The 17,920-nt window shown below is 56.5% G+C and carries 13 protein-coding genes; all 13 read left to right on the top strand.

Annotated features, from left to right (window positions below):
- Positions 1-30 precede the first annotated feature (30 nt).
- The 13 genes from AC0ZWN_RS08965 to AC0ZWN_RS08905 all read left to right on the top strand — a co-directional run bounded on the left by AC0ZWN_RS08965 (position 31) and on the right by AC0ZWN_RS08905 (position 17,737).
- Positions 31-1,485: a flavin-containing monooxygenase gene (locus AC0ZWN_RS08965; RefSeq protein WP_476334756.1), complete on the top strand. Its 1,455-nt coding sequence runs from the start codon at positions 31-33 to the stop codon at positions 1,483-1,485.
- Positions 1,486-1,506: 21 nt separating this feature from the next.
- Positions 1,507-2,433: an alpha/beta fold hydrolase gene (locus AC0ZWN_RS08960; protein ID WP_476334755.1), complete on the top strand. Its 927-nt coding sequence runs from the start codon at positions 1,507-1,509 to the stop codon at positions 2,431-2,433.
- Positions 2,434-2,569: 136 nt separating this feature from the next.
- Positions 2,570-4,069: a glycolate oxidase subunit GlcD gene (gene glcD, locus AC0ZWN_RS08955; RefSeq protein ID WP_476334754.1), complete on the top strand. Its 1,500-nt coding sequence runs from the start codon at positions 2,570-2,572 to the stop codon at positions 4,067-4,069.
- Positions 4,069-5,118, top strand: coding sequence for a glycolate oxidase subunit GlcE (glcE, locus tag AC0ZWN_RS08950; protein WP_476334753.1), 1,050 nt, complete (start codon positions 4,069-4,071; stop codon positions 5,116-5,118). The genes glcD and glcE overlap by 1 nt, the downstream gene beginning before the upstream one ends.
- A 2-nt stretch (positions 5,119-5,120) precedes the next feature.
- Entirely contained in the window at positions 5,121-6,341 is a 1,221-nt protein-coding gene (gene glcF / locus AC0ZWN_RS08945) for a glycolate oxidase subunit GlcF (protein ID WP_476334752.1), read from the top strand.
- An 88-nt stretch (positions 6,342-6,429) separates the two neighbouring features.
- Positions 6,430-7,812, top strand: a complete 1,383-nt coding sequence (gene hglS / locus AC0ZWN_RS08940) for a 2-oxoadipate dioxygenase/decarboxylase HglS (protein ID WP_476334751.1) — start codon at positions 6,430-6,432, stop codon at positions 7,810-7,812.
- Between the two features lie 345 nt (positions 7,813-8,157).
- Positions 8,158-8,673: an Hcp family type VI secretion system effector gene (locus AC0ZWN_RS08935; RefSeq protein ID WP_007919523.1), complete on the top strand. Its 516-nt coding sequence runs from the start codon at positions 8,158-8,160 to the stop codon at positions 8,671-8,673.
- A gap of 130 nt (positions 8,674-8,803) precedes the next feature.
- Positions 8,804-10,882: a type VI secretion system Vgr family protein gene (locus tag AC0ZWN_RS08930; RefSeq protein ID WP_476334749.1), complete on the top strand. Its 2,079-nt coding sequence runs from the start codon at positions 8,804-8,806 to the stop codon at positions 10,880-10,882.
- On the top strand, positions 10,867-11,700 hold the full coding sequence (locus AC0ZWN_RS08925) for a DUF4123 domain-containing protein (RefSeq protein WP_476334748.1): 834 nt from the start codon (positions 10,867-10,869) through the stop codon (positions 11,698-11,700). Before AC0ZWN_RS08930 ends, AC0ZWN_RS08925 begins: the two co-directional genes overlap by 16 nt.
- A gap of 1 nt (position 11,701) precedes the next feature.
- On the top strand, positions 11,702-14,710 hold the full coding sequence (locus AC0ZWN_RS08920; RefSeq protein WP_476334747.1) for a hypothetical protein: 3,009 nt from the start codon (positions 11,702-11,704) through the stop codon (positions 14,708-14,710).
- Complete coding sequence (locus AC0ZWN_RS08915) at positions 14,703-15,674, top strand: tetratricopeptide repeat protein (protein WP_476334746.1); 972 nt, start codon at positions 14,703-14,705, stop codon at positions 15,672-15,674. Before AC0ZWN_RS08920 ends, AC0ZWN_RS08915 begins: the two co-directional genes overlap by 8 nt.
- A 9-nt stretch (positions 15,675-15,683) precedes the next feature.
- Positions 15,684-16,661 carry a tetratricopeptide repeat protein gene (locus tag AC0ZWN_RS08910; RefSeq protein WP_476334745.1) on the top strand — a complete coding sequence of 326 codons (978 nt, stop codon included), beginning with the start codon at positions 15,684-15,686 and terminating at the stop codon, positions 16,659-16,661.
- Positions 16,662-16,771: 110 nt separating this feature from the next.
- Complete coding sequence (locus AC0ZWN_RS08905) at positions 16,772-17,737, top strand: tetratricopeptide repeat protein (RefSeq protein ID WP_476334744.1); 966 nt, start codon at positions 16,772-16,774, stop codon at positions 17,735-17,737.
- Positions 17,738-17,920: the final 183 nt, after the last annotated feature.

Here is a 17,920-nt window from a genome sequence, read left to right as displayed (position 1 = left end):
AATGGAAAAAAAACTATAAGAAGGAGACCCATGCACACCTATCACGTGTTGATCATCGGCAGCGGTTTTGGCGGTCAATGTGCTGCGGTCAACCTGCTCAAGGCCGGGATCGACGATTTTCGACTGCTGGAGCGACGGGACTTCTTTGGCGGCACCTGGTGCCAGAACACCTACCCCGGCGCGGCGGTGGACGTGCCGTCGCCGCTGTATTCGCTGTCGTTCGCGCCGTACCGCTGGTCGCAGATGTTCGCCGGACAGGCCGAACTGCAGCGCTACACCGAGCATGTCATCGAGCAGTTCGGTTTGCGTGAGCGCTTGGAGCTGGAGGCCAATGTCGAGCGCGTCGAATGGGACGACACGGAAAAACGCTGGGCTGTGCACACCGCCAGCAAAGGCACCTTTTATGCGCAGTTCCTGATCAATGCCACCGGACCATTGAGCCAACCGGTCATCCCACACTTTCCCGGCCAGGATCGCTTTCAAGGCAAGACGTTTCATACGAACAACTGGGATCACAGCTACGACTACCGCGCTAAACGCGTGGCCATCGTTGGTAGCGGCGCCAGTGCGGTGCAAGTGATTCCAGCCATTGCGGAACAGGTCGAGCAACTGCACGTGTTTCAGCGCACGCCACACTGGGTGCTACCCCGCGCCGATCGTCAGTTCGGACCGCTGCAACGCTGGCTGCTCGGCCGCAAACCCGCCTACAAACTGTTGCGCTGGCTGATTTACTGGCAATTCGAAACCCGCGTCATCGCGTTCAAATACTCGAAAGCGGCGATTCACATGGTCCAGCAGCACGCCCTGCGCTTTCTCAAACGCCAGGTGCCAGACCCGGCGCTGCAAGAAAAACTCACCCCGGACTTCACCATCGGCTGCAAACGGGTGCTGGTGTCCAGCACCTATTACCCGGCGCTGAGTCGCGCCAACGTCACCTTGCATACCCGCGAGCAAGGCATTGCGTCCATCGACGAAACCGGGATCAACACTCAGGACGGTCAGCACATCGACGTTGATCTGATCGTCTGGTCGACCGGTTACGACGCCACCGACGGGGTGATTTCCTACCCGGTCAGCGGAAAAAACGCCGTGCAACTCAGAGAGGTCTGGGCGCAATACCCGCGCGCCTATCTGGGCACCAGTCTGCCGGACTTCCCCAACCTGTTTATCGTCACCGGCCCCAACACCGGCATCGGCCACACCTCGGCGCTGTTCATCATCGAATCGCAGATGAACTACATCCTCGACTGCATCCGCACCGTGCAGGCGAAAGGTCTGCGCAGCATCGAAGTGCGCCCCGAAGCGGAACGTACCTACACTGAGATGATTCATCGGGAAATGCAGCGCACGGTCTGGAAGTCCGGCGGCTGCCACAGTTGGTATCAAAGCAAGAGCGGTCATGTGATCGCGATGTTTCCCGGCTTCAGTTTCAGCTATCACCGCTTGACCCGGGCGCTGAAACCGGCCGACCACATTCTGTCCTGAACACGTAAAAGGAAGACGTCGATGCTTTTGCTGTTTGTCGCCCTCGCGGTTTTCGTGGCCTGGAGCTGGTTGAGTTATCCGGCGGTCGGTCATTGGCTGTACGACCTGAACATGGCCATCAAGGCCAAATTGTACAAATTGCACAAGATCGAAGTGCCGATCGCCGAGATGACCGTCTCGACCTGGCAGGGCGGGCCGTATGAAGCAGCCAGCGCGATTCTGATGCTGCATGGCTACAGCGGCGAGAAGAACCTGTGGCTGCGCTTTTCCCGGCACTTCGTGCGCCAGTATCGGGTGATCATCCCGGACCTCGCCGGTCATGGTGAAACCGGCTTCAAGGCGGGCGGCGGCTACGACATTCCGTTGCAGGCCAAACGCATGATCCAGTTGCTCGACGTTTGCGGCGTGGAGAAAGTCCACGTAATCGGCAACTCGATGGGCGGCTACATCGCTGCGTGGCTGGCGGCGACGTATCCCGACCGCATCGCGTCGGTGGCATTGATCGACCCGGCGGGCGTCACCGCGCCTGAGGCCAGCGACATGGAGCGGCATCTGGCGCGCGGGCATAACCCGTTTCTGATCAATTCGCGGGAAGAGTTCCAGCAGTTCTACGCGATGACCATGGCCACGCCGCCATGGGTACCCAAATTGGTGCTGGACGCCATCGCCCAGCGCTACGAACAACAACGCGATGAACTGGAAGAGATCTTCCGCGATTTTCGCGCCAGCCCGCCGATGGAGCCGAAACTGGTCGACATCAAGTGCCCGGCGCTATTGCTCTGGGGGCGCAAGGATCGGCTGATCGACGTCAGCAGCGTGCCGGTGTGGAGCAAGGGCATCGCCAATTTGCGTGTGGATGTCTGGGATCACGTCGGGCACATGCCGATGGTTGAACAGCCGGGGAATACTGCGCGCCTGTATCGCGAGTTTCTGGGAAGCCAAAGATGACAATGCACTCTTCCCCTGATCGTTCCCACGCTCTGCGTGGTAATGCCTCAAGGGACGCTCCGCGTCCAGTGACGCGGAGCGTCACGGGCTGCATTCCCACGCAGAGCGTGGGAACGATCAAGGGTAAGGGCTTGAGATGAACATTCTTTATGACGAACGCCTCGACGGCCCGTTGCCGAAGGTGAACAAGGCCGAATTCCTCAAGTCATTGCAGCAAACGCTGCCAGATCTCGACATTTTGTGGCGCGAGGAAGAACTCAAACCCTACGAATGCGACGGTCTCTCCGCCTACCGCACCACGCCGATGCTGGTCGCCCTGCCCCGACGACTTGAGCAAGTGCAAACCCTGCTCAAACTCTGCCATGAGAAAAACGTCCCGGTGGTTGCCCGTGGTGCCGGCACCGGGTTGTCCGGCGGCGCCTTGCCGCTGGAACAGGGCCTGCTGCTGGTGATGGCGCGCTTCAACAATATCCTGCACATCGACCCCGCTGCCAGTACTGCGCGGGTTCAGCCGGGGGTGCGCAATCTGGCGATTTCCCAGGCAGCCGCGCCGTTTGGCCTGTATTACGCGCCGGATCCATCCTCGCAGATCGCCTGCTCAATCGGCGGCAACGTCGCCGAAAACGCCGGCGGCGTGCATTGCCTCAAGTACGGTTTGACCGTGCACAACCTGCTGAAAATCGAAGTGCTGACCATCGAAGGCGAACGCCTGAACCTCGGTTCGGATGCGCTCGATTCAGCAGGTTTCGATTTGCTCGCGTTGTTCACCGGCTCCGAAGGCCTGCTGGGGATCATCACCGAAGTCACGGTCAAACTGCTGCCCAAACCGCAAGTCGCGAAAGTGCTGCTGGCCAGCTTCGATTCCGTGGAAAAGGCTGGCCGCGCGGTCGCCGAAATCATCGCGGCGGGGATCATTCCCGGCGGCCTGGAGATGATGGACAACCTCGCCATTCGCGCCGCCGAAGATTTCATCCACGCCGGTTACCCGGTCGACGCCGAGGCCATTCTGCTGTGCGAACTCGATGGCGTCGAAGCCGACGTCCACGACGATTGCCAACGGGTGCGCGAGGTCATGACCGCGGCCGGCGCCACCGAAGTGCGTCAGGCCCGCGACGAAGCCGAGCGCGTGCGTTTCTGGGCCGGGCGCAAAAATGCCTTTCCGGCCATCGGTCGTTTGTCACCGGACTATTACTGCATGGACGGCACCATCCCGCGCCGCGAATTGCCCGGGGTTTTGCAAGGCATCGCCCGCCTCAGCGAAGAATACGGATTGCGCGTGGCCAACGTATTCCATGCCGGCGACGGCAACATGCACCCGCTGATTCTGTTCGACGCCAATCAACCCGGCGAGCTGCACCGCGCCGAAGCCTTGGGCGGCAAGATCCTCGAACTGTGCGTGCAGGTCGGCGGCAGCATCACCGGCGAACACGGCGTCGGCCGCGAGAAAATCAACCAGATGTGCGCGCAGTTCAACAGTGACGAACTGAGCCTGTTTCATGCAGTAAAAGCCGCGTTCGACCCGCAAGGCCTGCTGAATCCCGGCAAGAACATTCCGACCCTGCACCGCTGCGCCGAATTCGGCGCCATGCATATTCACGCCGGGCAATTGCCGTTCCCCGAACTGGAGCGTTTCTGATGGCCGACGTCGATGCCGCCAGCGCCCTGCTCGATCAGGTCAACGAGGCCCGGGCCAATGCCACGCCGCTGAAAATTCAGGGTGGCAACAGCAAAGCCTTTCTCGGCCGCGAGGTTGCCGGTGAAGTGCTCGACACCCGCGCCCATTGCGGCATCGTCCGTTACGAGCCGACCGAACTGGTGGTTACGGCGCGCGCCGGCACGCCGTTGTCCGAGCTGCTGGCGGCGCTGGACGCTGCCGGGCAAATGCTGCCGTGCGAACCGCCAGCGTTCGGCGAAAGCGCGACGGTGGGCGGCATGATCGCCACGGGTTTGTCCGGCCCTCGGCGACCGTGGTCTGGCTCGGTGCGCGACTTCGTCCTCGGCACGCGGGTGATCACTGGCCTTGGTCAGCACCTGCGTTTCGGCGGCGAAGTGATGAAAAACGTCGCCGGTTATGATCTGTCACGGCTGATGGCCGGCAGCTATGGCTGCCTCGGCGTGCTCACCGAAGTGTCGCTGAAAGTCCTGCCAAAACCGCGCCAGTGCCTGAGCATTCGCCTCGATATGGAATGCGCGCTGGCGCTGACCAAGCTTGCCGAATGGGGCCAACAACCGTTGCCAATCAGTGCCGCCTGCCACGATGGCCAGAGTCTGTATCTGCGTCTCGAGGGCGGCGAAGGTTCGGTGACGGCGGCACATCAACGCCTCGGTGGTGAGCCGCTGGATTCAGGGTTCTGGCGAGATCTGAATGAGCAGCGTCTAGCCTTTTTCAACGAAGGTTTGCCGCTGTGGCGCTTGTCGTTGCCGAACAATCTCGGGCCACTGGATCTGCCCGGCGAGCAACTGATCGACTGGGCCGGTGCACAACGCTGGCTGAAATCCGACGTCGAGCACATGCATATTCTTGCTCAGGAACTCGGCGGCCATGCCACCTGCTTTACCCACGGTGCCAACTCTTCGCCGTTCCAGCCGCTGGCCTGGACACTGCTGCGCTATCACCGACAACTCAAGGCGCAACTCGACCCGCAAGGGCTGTTCAACCCCGGGCGCATGTACGCGGAGTTCTAGCCATGCAAACCACCCTCAGCGAACAGTCACTGCAACTGCCCCGTGCCGCCGAAGCGGAAAAAATCCTCCGCACCTGCGTGCATTGTGGCTTTTGCAACGCGACCTGTCCGACCTATCAGTTGCTCGGTGATGAACTCGATGGCCCGCGCGGGCGCATCTACCTGATCAAACAAGTGCTCGAAGGCGCACCTGCGACGGCGCAGACGCAACTGCACCTGGACCGCTGCCTGTCGTGCCGCAACTGCGAAACCACCTGCCCGTCCGGCGTCGACTATCACAACCTGCTCGACATTGGCCGCGCGGTGGTCGATCACGCGGTGCCGCGTCCGGCGGCGCAGCGCCTGTTACGTGAGGGCTTGCGCGCATTGGCGCCTAATCCGGGATTGTTCAAAGGCTTGTTGCGGGTGGGCACGACGTTTCGGCCGCTGTTGCCGCGCTTGCTTGAAAGCAAATTGCCGCAGCACTTGCCGGTTAACGGCTCGCGCCCTGCCCCTCGGCATGCCCGGCGGGTGTTGTTGCTTGAAGGCTGCGTACAACCGGGGTTGTCGCCAAATACCAATGACGCCACGGCGCGGGTGCTGGATCGTTTGGGCATCAGTGTCACCCCGGTGGCCGAGGCCGGGTGTTGCGGCGCGCTGGACTATCACCTCGACGCGCAAGCCAAAGGCCTCGACCGCGCCCGGCAGAATATCGATGCCTGGTGGCCACACCTGCAAAACGGTGCAGAAGCGATTGTGCAGACCGCCAGCGGTTGCGGCGCATTCATCAAGGATTACGGGCATTTGCTGGCAGACGATCCGCTGTATGCAGCCAAGGCACGGGAAATCAGCGAGCGGACGCTGGATCTGGTGCAGATACTTGATCGGGAACCGCTGGAAAAAGTCTGCGCGGCGAGCGAGCGGCGGATTGCCGTGCATTGCCCGTGCACCCTGCAGCATGCGTTGAAACTGGGCGGCGCGGTGGAAGCCGTGCTGACACGCATCGGTTTCAACCTCACCGCCGTGCCCGACGGCCATTTGTGCTGCGGTTCGGCAGGCACGTATTCGCTGACGCAACCGCTGCTGGCGCGGCAACTGCGCGACAACCGCCTCAACGCTCTGGAGAGTGGCCGCCCTGAGCTGATCGTTACCTCCAACGTCGGCTGTCAGTGCCATCTGGGCAGCGCCGGGAGCACGCGCGTGATGCACTGGATCGAACTGGTGGATCAGTCGTTGGCAGAATGAAGTTCGTAGGATTCTTCGTTTGCCCGCGTGCGAGAAGGCTGCGATCTTTTCCCTCATCCATTCCGTGACCGTGGCAGGAATTTTTTTCATGACTGTGCAGCCGTTCGTCAGCCCCGACCTGATCCGCCAACGCTTCTCCAAAGCGATGTCCGACATGTACCGCGAAGAAGTGCCGCTGTACGGTGCACTGATGGAGCTGGTGGAGCAGACCAACCGCGAGGTGCTGGCCCGTCAGCCGGATATCGCCGAGCAGCTCAACAGCACCGGCGAAATCCAACGGCTGGACATGGAGCGCCATGGCGCCATTCGCGTCGGCACCGCGACGGAGCTGGCCACCCTCGCCCGCCTGTTTGCGGTCATGGGCATGCAACCGGTGGGCTATTACGACCTGACTCCGGCGGGCGTGCCGGTGCACTCCACGGCGTTTCGCGCGGTGCATGAGGAGGCGCTGCAGATCAGTCCGTTCCGCGTGTTCACCTCGTTGTTGCGCCTGGAATTGATTGAAGACCCGCAGCTACGTGCCTTTGCCGAATCAGTTCTGGCCAAGCGTTCGATCTTTACCCCGGAGGCGATGCGCCTGATCGCGCAAGCTGAAACCGCAGGCGGATTGGATGAAAGCGAGGCCGAGGCATTCGTCTTACAGGCACTGGAAACTTTTCGCTGGCATCACAGCGCTACGGTTACCGCTGCGCAATATCAGACGTTGAGCGCGCAACATCGCTTGATCGCCGACGTCGTGGCGTTTAAAGGCCCACACATCAATCACCTGACGCCGCGCACGCTGGACATCGACAGTGTTCAGGAACAGATGCCGGCCCATGGCATCACCCCGAAGGCCGTCATCGAAGGTCCGCCGCGCCGGCAGTGCCCGATCCTGTTGCGCCAGACCAGTTTCAAGGCGCTGGACGAGCCGATCGCCTTCACCGATCAGAACCAGACCCGTGGCAGTCACAGCGCGCGTTTCGGCGAAATCGAACAGCGCGGCGCGGCACTCACCCCCAAAGGTCGGGAGCTGTATGACCGTTTGCTGAATGCCGCGCGCGATGAACTCGGCGACTTCCCCAACGAAGCCAACGCCGCACGCTACAACGCGCTGATGGCTCAGCACTTTGGCGAATTTCCTGACAGTGTCGAGGGTATGCGTGAACAAGAGCTGGCGTACTTTCGCTATTTCGTTACGGAAAAAGGACTGTCAGCGGCAGGACTTGGGAGTTCGTCTCTGGAAGACTTGTTGCGCGATGGTCATGTGAAAGCGGAACCGTTGGTGTACGAAGATTTCCTGCCGGTGAGCGCAGCGGGGATTTTTCAGTCGAACCTTGGCGATGCGGCGCAGGCGCATTATGGCGAGCATTCCAATCGGCAGGCGTTCGAGCAGGCGCTGGGGCGCGCGACCATTGATGAGTTGGGGTTGTATGCGGCGACGCAGCAGCGTTCCATTGATGAGTGTCTGACACAACTTGCGATCTTTTGATTTGAAAGTTTTTAAGCAGCCGCTTCAGCCAAATGAAGGCATCTGGCCATTGTGTGCAAGAAGTTGCGCACTTGTTTTGCAAAACAGACCGCTAAAACCGCTGAGAGCCACGTCGTACAAGGCCTGCAGCCAAGTGCGCAAGAAGTTGCGCAGTACTGCGCAACTTCTTGCGCACTTTTGCATTGGGCGAGCGCTTTATTTCGCACAAGCGCCTGAAAAATCAGACAAACACCCCGGCCCGTATGGCCGGCACAATTGTTGGCACGCTCCTTGATAACAGTCAGGCACCCACCGGGCGATTTCGCCTCCCGGGCACCTTAAATTATTCCGCAAGGAGAGCACCCCATGGCAACACCAGCGTACATGTCGGTTACCGGCGAAAAACAAGGCCTGATCACTGCAGGCGCTTTCACCGCTGACTCCGTAGGCAACACCTACCAGGAAGGCCACGAAGACCAGGTTATGGTTCAGGCTTTCAGCCACGACGTAATCATCCCGCGTGACCCACAATCCGGTCAGCCAACCGGTCAGCGCGTTCACAAGCCAGTTGTGATCACCAAGGTCTACGACAAGGCTTCGCCACTGCTGCAAGCCGCTCTGACCTCCGGCGAGCGCATGAGCGAAATCGTTATCCAGTGGTTCCGTACTTCTGCTCAAGGTACCCAAGAGCACTACTACACCACCAAACTGGAAGACGCGATCATCGTCGCCATCAACAACAAAATGCACAACTGCCAGGATCCAGGCAACTCGCACTTCACCCACCTGGAAGAAGTGCAGTTCACCTACCGTAAAATCACCTGGACCCACGAAGTATCCGGTACTTCGGGTTCCGATGACTGGCGTGCTCCAGTCGTTTAATTACGGCTGATCGTTACAAGCATCGGCCAGCTCTGCTGGTCGATGTTGTTTTCGCCCTCCAGAATTTCGCGTAAGTTGAGCCGTTTTGCGGTCGTCGACTCACGCCGCTGTACAGCACGAGGAACAAGGGATGTTCGCGCCGGCCAATGAAACTCACTTTGCCCTGACCATCGAAGGTCTTTCCGCCGATTTCCAGGTGTTTACCCTCACCGGCCGGGAAGCCATCAGCCAGCCTTTTGTGTTCGAGGTGGAGCTGGTCAGTGAGCAGCCGTCGCTGGACCTCGAAACCCTGCTGCACAAACCGGCCTTCCTGCAACTGTCGCCCGACGGCAGCGGCATCCACGGCCAGATCTACCGCGCCGCGCAAGGTGATTCGGGCAAACGCCTGACCCGTTACTCGGTGACCCTGCGCCCGCAACTGTCGTACCTGGCGCACCGCATCAACCAGCGCATCTTCCAAAACCTCACCGTACCGAAAATCATCGGCATGGTCCTCGAAGAGCACGGCATTCAAAGCAACGCCTACGAATTCAAGACCGGTTCGATCTATCCCGAGCGCATCTACTGCGTGCAATACGATGAATCGGACCTGCATTTCATCCAGCGCCTGTGCGAGGAAGAAGGTATTCATTACCACTTCGAGCACACGGCGACGGCGCACAAACTGGTATTCGGCGATGACCAGACGGTGTTCCCGAAACTCAAGCCTGTGGCCTATCAGCAAGACTCCGGCATGGTCGCCAGCGACCCGGTGATCAAGCGCTTCGACCTGCGTCTGGAAACCCGTACCAGCCGCACCACCCGCCGCGATTACGATTTCGAAAAACCACGCCTCACCCTCGAAAGCGAAAACCGTGGCGACGCCCTGCCCGACCTCGAAGACTACGATTATCCGGGTCGTTTCATCGACCGCGAGCGCGGCAAACACCTGGCCAAACGCGCCCTCGAACGTCATCGCAGCGATTTCAAGCTAGCTGAAGGCAAGAGCGATCAGCCGTTGCTGGTCAGCGGCCACTTCCTCGCCCTGACCGCGCACCCGAAAGCCAAATGGAATGACCTCTGGCTGCTCACCGAAGTCCACCACGAAGGCAAGCAGCCGCAGGTCCTCGAAGAGTCGGTGACCAGCGACACCACCGCACTCAAAGACGATTTCCACCAGGGCTACCGCAACCGCTTCCAGGCGACCCCGTGGGACGTGCCGAACCGCCCGCCCCTGCGCCATCCAAAACCGCGCATCCTCGGCAGCCAGAGCGCCGTGGTCACTGGCCCGAAAGGTGAAGAGATCCACTGCGACGAATACGGCCGCGTCAAAGTCCAGTTCCACTGGGACCGCGAAGGCCAGGCCGACGACAAAACCAGCTGCTGGCTGCGCGTCTCCAGCGCCTGGGCCGGCGCCCAGTACGGCGGCATCGCCATCCCACGCATCGGCATGGAAGTGCTGGTCACCTTCCTTGAAGGCGACCCCGATCAACCGTTGATCAGCGGCTGCCTGTACCACAAGGAAAACACCGTCCCCTATCCACTGCCGGCGAACAAGACCCGCAGCACCTTCAAGACCCTCAGTTCCATGGGCGGTGGCGGCTACAACGAACTGCGCATCGAAGACAAAAAAGGTCAGGAGCAGATATACCTGCACGCCCAGCGTGACTGGGACGAAAACGTCGAGCACGACCAGAAAATCCGCGTCGGCAACGAACGCCACGACACCGTAGAAAAGAACAGCTACAGCGAGTTCAAGGCCGAAGAACACCATACCGTCTACGCCGACCGCAAAGTCGAAACCCGCGCCAACGACCACCTCACCGTCGGCGTCAATCAGCACATCAAGATCGGCACCGGCCAGTTCATCGACGCAGGCCAGGAAATCCACCTCAGCAGCGGCATGAAAGTGGTGATGGAAGCAGGCGCAGAGCTGACCCTGATCGGCGGCGGCAGCTTCATCAAGATTGATGCTGGTGGTGTGACCATGAGTGGGCCGGTGATCAATATGAACTCGGGGGGTAGTCCGGGGAGCGGCACCGGTGCGGCTCCTTTGTTGCCGGGCGTCGTGAAACAGGCTGACGCCGACAAGGCTGGCAAGGTATTAGTCCCGCCAATGACCAATCCGTTTGTACGAAAAAGCGTTCAAGGCCTGCCCCTTGTTCCGATCTGTGGAAAGCAAGCCAATGGCGCTTGCTCGCGAGAGGTTTGCCCATGTCTGAATGGCTGAGTCATTTCCTTGAACAACCCGTGGCCACAACGCCATCGGGCAACAGTGGAAACCGCACCCTGTATGGCATCATCGACAGCGTTCGCCAGCCTCGGGCTCTGGAAAAGCTTTATCAACAGTCCGGGTTGAATGGTGTTGAAAAGCTGTTTCAGGACACGCCGTTTGCCGAAATGAATGATGTCAGTCCGATCTGGCTGCAACTGACACCGGGAAGTCCTGCCGCCGCCCAAGCCATAGAGCTATGCCGCGACAACCGCGCGGGAATTTTGCTGACCTCGCGTGAAAAGCCAGAGACCGCGCTCTTGCATGCTCGTCGCCTCCTGCGCATGAACGACCCGTCTCATGGTGACTCGCTGGCGCGCTACTACGACCCGGCATTCTGGAGCGCGCTGGCGCTGACGGTACCCGCCCGAGCGCTGTTCGGCCCTTGGGCCAGCGTCTACACCCCGCCCGCCCACAGCGACGATCAACAATGGCGTGTTTGGGAACAAACAGAGAAAGTTGATGCCTCTAATGGCGAACAAAAATATCCGCTGCACCTGAAGAGCGACACGCTGATAGCGTTCGATGAGATCCGCTGGTGGTACTGGATTCGGCTGCGGAACGCCGAGTCCGCAGCGGGCTTATCGGATTCGCAATTGTCTGACGTGGCCGATAATTTGCAACTGCTGGTGGATCACGGCATTGAAGAAGGACGTCATCTTGAGCACCTGCTGCCGAATCTGAATCAAGGTCCGTTGCAGGCCCGCACCGACATCATGAACGTGCTGAGCAGCGACATGCCGGCATTCGAGAAAGTACAACGACTGGAAGTCTGAGATGACAGGTACGTCCGAACAAACACCCGCGCCAGAACAACCACCTGTTGTCATTCCGGCCGATCCACCAAAAAAGACTGCCGACGCGGAAACGTTCTGCAAAGACAAGAAGCCGGGCTGCAGCAGCAGCTATGACGACATCATCTACGTCACCGGTCAGCGCCGTTTCTGGCTGTTGCCCAAGCGCACGTCCGAGAAACTCAAGGAAAGCGTCAGCCTGCTCAAACAGAAAACCGTCGACGCTGATAAAGCCACGCGCATGAGCAACATCGCCGACGCGGGTTTGATGGACTACTTCCTCACCCCTGGCCCGGAAGCCTTTCTCGAAGGCGAGCAACATAGCAGTTACCTGGCGTCGAAGTCGGCAATCCCCGAAGACACTGCCAAAAAGGCGCAGTGCCGCAAGGATTGGGAAACGGCAAAAGCAAAGGGTGATAGCGACGCCACGATGCACGCCGAGCGCGAGATGTTCCACGCGGGACAACGCATCGAGAAAAACCAGAAAAACACGGAAACCCTCGAAAAAGTTTCCGACGAAAAAGCAAAAACGTTGGGGTACAAACGAGAAAACGGCGTCTTCTATACCCCGCGCGCGTTAAAGGCCTGTGAAGCCATCGATACGTACATTAAAGAGCGCGACAAGGCGAAAGCCCACGGCTACAAAATGTTCGATCCAGGCACCAAGAAGATCGCCTCGGCTTGGGAACATCTGAAAGAATATAAGGCCCTTCACAAAAAGCTGATTGAAACCGGCGAGATCGACGAAAAGAAACTCAAGGGTGTGCAAATCAACATCCTGGCGTTGAAAGACCTGATGTCCAAGTACATCAATGCCATCGTCGAGCTTGCCGAGTGCGGGATTGCAGTTCCCGAGTTTGCGCTGAGTCCCGATGACCAATACGCCGGTACCGAGGATTTTCAGGCATTCATCGAGCTGACCACCAAACGCGATGAGCTTGAGAAAAAGATCGAAGAACGTTACTCCCAATGGGTCTCGGCCACTGGCGGCAAATCTGCGCCACCCGGCGTGCTCTTCGTCAGCTTGCAGAAACAGTGGTACGACCTGAATGACGAGGCAGAGCGAATTCAGAACACCGCCGAAGCACGCGTTCGAACACTGAAGCCGCCCCGTCTGTTTCTCTGGGACGCGGAAAGCTACAAGCCAAAACCCCTCGAACGACTGGCCAAAACAAACATTCCACTGCGTGAGCTCAGCAGCGCATCGTCGACGACGATCCTGAACCACATCAGCCTGAAACATCTGGCACAGGTCAGCGGCAACGCATTCGAGGGTCAACTCAAAGAACTCGCGACCAGTTTGCCAAAGTCGATTGCCAAAGAATCCGACGACGACCGGATATTCAGTGATTGGCTGGAACAGGAAGGCGCGCTGCAGTTCGATGAAAAGGGACCATGGTTCGATGAACATGGACTTTTCGTGCCTGAAAAATTCTTCACCGCACTGGAAGCCAAAGGCTACAGAGTCGAAAGCATCAAAGCCGAAGCCAAACGCAAAAGCTGGGGCGAAAACCTCAAAGCCATGGTTTTCGAAGATAAGCAGTTGCGCAACCTCATGCTGTTCGACAACAGCCCACAGGCCCAACTGGTTCGATGCTTACTCCCGGAAAGTGCCAACCTGCTGTCCGAAGTGAAAATGGAAGGCCCCACTCTGAAAAGTGGTTCCCCTCAGATTGCCAACGTAGAAGTTGCACTGGATGTAACAGCGTGGCGCGGGGAAGTCAGCTTACTCAAAGTCGAATTCCCGAAACGGGCAAAAGCCGATCCTTGGGTCGCGAAATACAAGGCCCAGGACGGCAGCGTGCGCAGCGTCAACTTCGGCAAACTGTCTCTGGATCTGGAAGCCAAGGCCTGGGGATTCGCTGGCGCAAGCCTCATGCTGTCACGCGACCTGACCCTGGACCAGAAAACCGGCTACACCAGCTTGGTCGGTGTGGACATCGCTGAAAAATCCGGCGACCTCGCCAAGTTCGAAGTGTTTGCCGGCGCCCAAGCCGGGTGCAAAGTCACCGGCAAACTGTTCTGGTGCCCTCCCCCAAGCGTCCTCCCGCCTGCTCCCGTGCCCAATCGCATTTCGGCCAACCAGTGGCGCCCTATGGCCAAACTGGAAGTTGAAGTGGCCGTGGCCATCGGTGCCGGCTACACCGGCGACATGCAACTGCGGATGCAAAACGGCCTACTGCTGTTATCGATCAAGGGCGCGCTGGTCTGGGGCGCAGGCGTCAAAGGGTATTTGACCTTTGAAGTCGGCTACGACAGCATCGTAGCCTTGACGGAACTGGTGCGACAGGAAATGGCCGCGAACCAATACAAGGATCTTGAGTGGGTCGATGGCGAAGCCATGGACTACCTGCAAAAACTGAGCTTCCTCGGCGCCACTGGTATCGATGTGGCGTTTGCCTATGTGCGTGGGTATGCGATTGTTAAAGGGATATTTGATGCGCTGACTGAGGGGGGGCGTGGGGGGTTGATTGCTTACTCAATCGTTAATGACAAGAATCAGAAGGAAATGCAGGATTGGGTGTTTAACCTACAACCTCAAGCCTTTGGACCATTACTAATGGCGCTAAGCGCAGCCCCTGCGTCCTTTACTGTGGAGGAAAATCAGAAGAACAAAACCTTCGACGAGGACAATGCATATCACCTGCAACAGAGAGCCATCGAGCAATGTTTAAGATGGATAGCTTCCAAGGCTAATGCGGCCCAGCAATTCGAAGAATCAATTATATGTATGAATCGCGACGGGATACGTCCGAAACAAGCAGGCACCACATATTGCAAGAATAAACTAAAACTTGATACTTTTATGGCAGAGCGGGTTTACGCGCTCGACGGAATCAGCAATAAAATAAGATCACGTTATCGTGAACATGTAGAAAAACTGGGTGCACGTTTAAATGGACACTGCGAATTCACTACAATTTACAAAGGTCCGGCGTTTGCGCCAATTCAAGACACGAAAGCGGTTTACAAAGGACCTGACATTGATTAACAAGATTATCTTCGGCCTGTTGCTCTCAGTACTCCTTCCTTGTGCCGCTTTCGCAAAAATAACACCGGAACAACAATCGGCAAAAGAGAAGGGGTTAATTCTTTATCAACAAAATGACTGGTACGATTCTCAGCCACTACTAGCGAAAGCTGCAGAAGCTGGAGATAGCATTTCTCAGTATTATTTAGCAGAGGCAATTCGGCTAAGCGAACGATATACAACTTCCGAGGCAAGGAAATGGTATGAGGCGGCAGCTGAACAGGGCAACCTTTACGCGATGCTTCGTCTGAGCAGCAAAAATGACATCTGCAGCGATCTGGCAATATGTACGGGCAAGAGCGCTGATGAATGGCGTGAGAAAGTAATAGTAACTGCTCGTGAGCGCGCCGATAAAGGCGACACAGAAGCCATGACAGTATTGTTTATCACCGAGCAAGGTCTTAGTTGGTTGGAGAAGGCTGCAGATGCAGGCGACCCATTAGCTCAAAATACACTTGCCGGAGTTTACAAAGATGGGGAAGGATGGTTTCTTATTCCTGGCAGCCGCGAAAAAGCTGTTGAACAATGGTATGGAGCCTCGGCTAATGGGGGTTATCCGCGAGCCATGTATCTTTACGCCAATTATTTGTATGAACACCACGGTAAAAAAGAAGATGCAGCCTACTGGCTAAAAAAATCTGCCGAAAGTGGGTACATCGATGCCATGGGCAACTATGCGCTGAGCATAGCTCATCTGCCGGACAATCTTGGCTACACTAAAAATTTAGTGGAAGCGTATGGATTAGCGTACCTAATGTCCAAGCTTGAGGGTGGTGGAACAGGCGCCGAAGATGGAAAGATGATATTGCCTGATATAGCAGAGAAAATGTCAGAACAAGAAATCAAGCAAGGCCTTCTATTTGCGGAAGAATGGAAGAAAACGCGCCCACCGCTTTCTTATTTCGTCCCTGTTTACGGCTATTGAGAACTCGACGTGGCATTAATCATGAAACTAGTGACAAGCTTTCTTCTCTTAATTCTTGCACTAGATGTTTATGCCACCCAATTGACAGAGAATCAAGCTACGGCCAAAGATCGCGGTATCGCGCTTTACCATCAAAGCGCTTGGACTTCTTCACAGTCTTTTTTGCAAACCGCCGCCGAAACGGGTGATCGAGACGCTCAATACTACTTAGGCGAGGCCATCCGCCTAAGTAATCGCTACATGACAGAGGAAGCCGTGAAATGGTATGAGGCCGCAGCCGAACAAGGACATATCTATGCCATGCTGCGTCTCAGTAACAAAGAAGATCTCTGCACTATTATCGAAACCTGCAAGCAAAAAAGTGGTCAGGACTGGCGGGCGCAGGCCTTAAAAACTGCACATGAGCGCGCGAAGAGAGGCGACACCGAAGCAATGACTGCGCTCTTCACAGCTCAACAAGGTTTGGAGTGGTTAGAAAAGGCTGCAGAGTCGGGTGATAACTTTGCCCAGCAACTTCTAGCAAGTGCCTATCAAAATGGACAGGGTTCGTTCCTGATCCCAGGCAGTCGAGAGAAAGCAGTCAAGAATTGGTTTAAGGCGTCTGCGGAAGGGGGCTATCCTCCCGGAATGTACCTTTATGCTAACTACCTATATGAGCACAATGGAAAAAGGGAAGAGATAGGACATTGGCTTAAAAAAACAGCTGAAGCAGGACATATCGATGCACTTGGAAGCTATGCTCTCAATATCGCCCACCTCCCGAATAGTTACGACTTTCCGCTCGATTTAGTCAAAGCCTATGGCTTTACGTATTTGATAACACAGCTCCAAGGAGGGGGAGCAGCACCAAGAGAAGCGAAGATCAGCCTCCCTGAGATTGCAGAAAAAATGAAACCTGAAGAAATCGAAATGGGAATTTCATTCGCAAAGGAATGGGAAAAAATACACCCTCCGCTTTCCTATTTTGATCCAATTTACGGATATTAAACCAATTTATTGCCAAGATTACCGCCAAATGTTCTAAGTGCGACTAGCCCTTGGGTATTTGTAAAACCAACGATCGCATAACGAGAAATTAAATTTTTTAGATCCCACCAATGATCAAAAACACCTTATTTTTATTGCTCTCGTTAGCACTGTCTAACCTAGCTTCCGCCGGAATGACAGCAGCGCAAAAAGAAGCAGGAGAAACGGGAGTTATTCTTTTCAAACAGAGTGACTGGTACGACTCCCAGCCCTTTCTGAACATTGCTGCAGAGGCAGGGGATCGTGACGCACAATATTATTTGGGCGAAGCTATTAGACTCAGTCAGCGCTATATCACTCCAGACGCAAAAAAATGGTATGAGGCCTCAGCTGAGCAAGGTTTTTTATATGCAATGCTCCGCTTAAGCAATAAAAATGACTTGTGCGGAAGTATGGGTACCTGCACAGATAAAAATGGAGTGGACTGGCGAGAGCGTTCACTAACAACGGCACAAGAACGAGCAAAAAAAGGCGACACAGAAGCAATGACCGTCCTGTATACGGCTGGACAGGGCCTGCCATGGCTTGAGAAAGCGGCCGAAGCAGGTGACAGTTACGCACAACAAATGCTGGCTAGCGCTTACAAAAGCGGTGCCGGGTGGTTTTTGATTCCAGGTAGTCGAGAAAAAGCGATTATCAAATGGTTTAAAGCGTCATCGGAAGGCGGTAACCCGAGAGGTATGTTCCTCTATGCGAATTACTTATACGACCATAATGGTAGTAAAGAAGAGATCGCATACTGGGTGAAAAAATCAGCGGAATACAGTCATATAGATGCAGTTGGCACCTACGCTTACAAAATTTCAGATCCGTCCAATGAGCTTGGTTACCCAGAAAATCTGATTGAAGCATACGGTTTGACGCTTTTACTTTCGAAACTGGAAGCAGGAACAGCGCCAGAAGATGCAAAGCGTCTGCTCCCGGATTTAGCTAAAAAGATGAATCCTGTAGAAATAACAGAAGGGATTGAGTTTTCGAAAGAATGGAAAAAAAATCACCCACCCTTGTCTTATTTTGACCCAATATACGGATACTAGACGATCAAATATTCTTAACAACCCTACCTTCGCTCAATTACATTCAGGGGCAGAACATGGTTTATCATGTTTTACATGTGGCATGCCCCCAAAATTAAAAACACCATTGAGTGATCAGACTTATTTGCACCAGAGACAAGAATCTATAGCCACCGCACTTAATCGAACGCATACTTTGGCCAT

It is taken from the genome of Pseudomonas sp. 3B-A001-10F (genome assembly GCF_056313565.1).
Note: the sequence above shows the minus strand (reverse complement) of the source record. Positions and strands in the feature narration are given on the sequence as shown.

Excerpts from the sequence above, each read along its gene's own strand:
- AC0ZWN_RS08925 (WP_476334748.1), top strand. The coding sequence starts at position 10,867 with ATGTCTGAATGGCTGAGTCATTTCCTTGAACAACCCGTGGCCACAACG.
- glcE (WP_476334753.1), top strand. The coding sequence starts at position 4,069 with ATGGCCGACGTCGATGCCGCCAGCGCCCTGCTCGATCAGGTCAACGAG.
- AC0ZWN_RS08965 (WP_476334756.1), top strand. The coding sequence starts at position 31 with ATGCACACCTATCACGTGTTGATCATCGGCAGCGGTTTTGGCGGTCAA.
- AC0ZWN_RS08920 (WP_476334747.1), top strand. The coding sequence starts at position 11,702 with ATGACAGGTACGTCCGAACAAACACCCGCGCCAGAACAACCACCTGTT.
- glcD (WP_476334754.1), top strand. The coding sequence starts at position 2,570 with ATGAACATTCTTTATGACGAACGCCTCGACGGCCCGTTGCCGAAGGTG.
- AC0ZWN_RS08930 (WP_476334749.1), top strand. The coding sequence starts at position 8,804 with ATGTTCGCGCCGGCCAATGAAACTCACTTTGCCCTGACCATCGAAGGT.
- glcF (WP_476334752.1), top strand. The coding sequence starts at position 5,121 with ATGCAAACCACCCTCAGCGAACAGTCACTGCAACTGCCCCGTGCCGCC.
- hglS (WP_476334751.1), top strand. The coding sequence starts at position 6,430 with ATGACTGTGCAGCCGTTCGTCAGCCCCGACCTGATCCGCCAACGCTTC.
- AC0ZWN_RS08960 (WP_476334755.1), top strand. The coding sequence starts at position 1,507 with ATGCTTTTGCTGTTTGTCGCCCTCGCGGTTTTCGTGGCCTGGAGCTGG.
- AC0ZWN_RS08905 (WP_476334744.1), top strand. The coding sequence starts at position 16,772 with ATGATCAAAAACACCTTATTTTTATTGCTCTCGTTAGCACTGTCTAAC.
- AC0ZWN_RS08935 (WP_007919523.1), top strand. The coding sequence starts at position 8,158 with ATGGCAACACCAGCGTACATGTCGGTTACCGGCGAAAAACAAGGCCTG.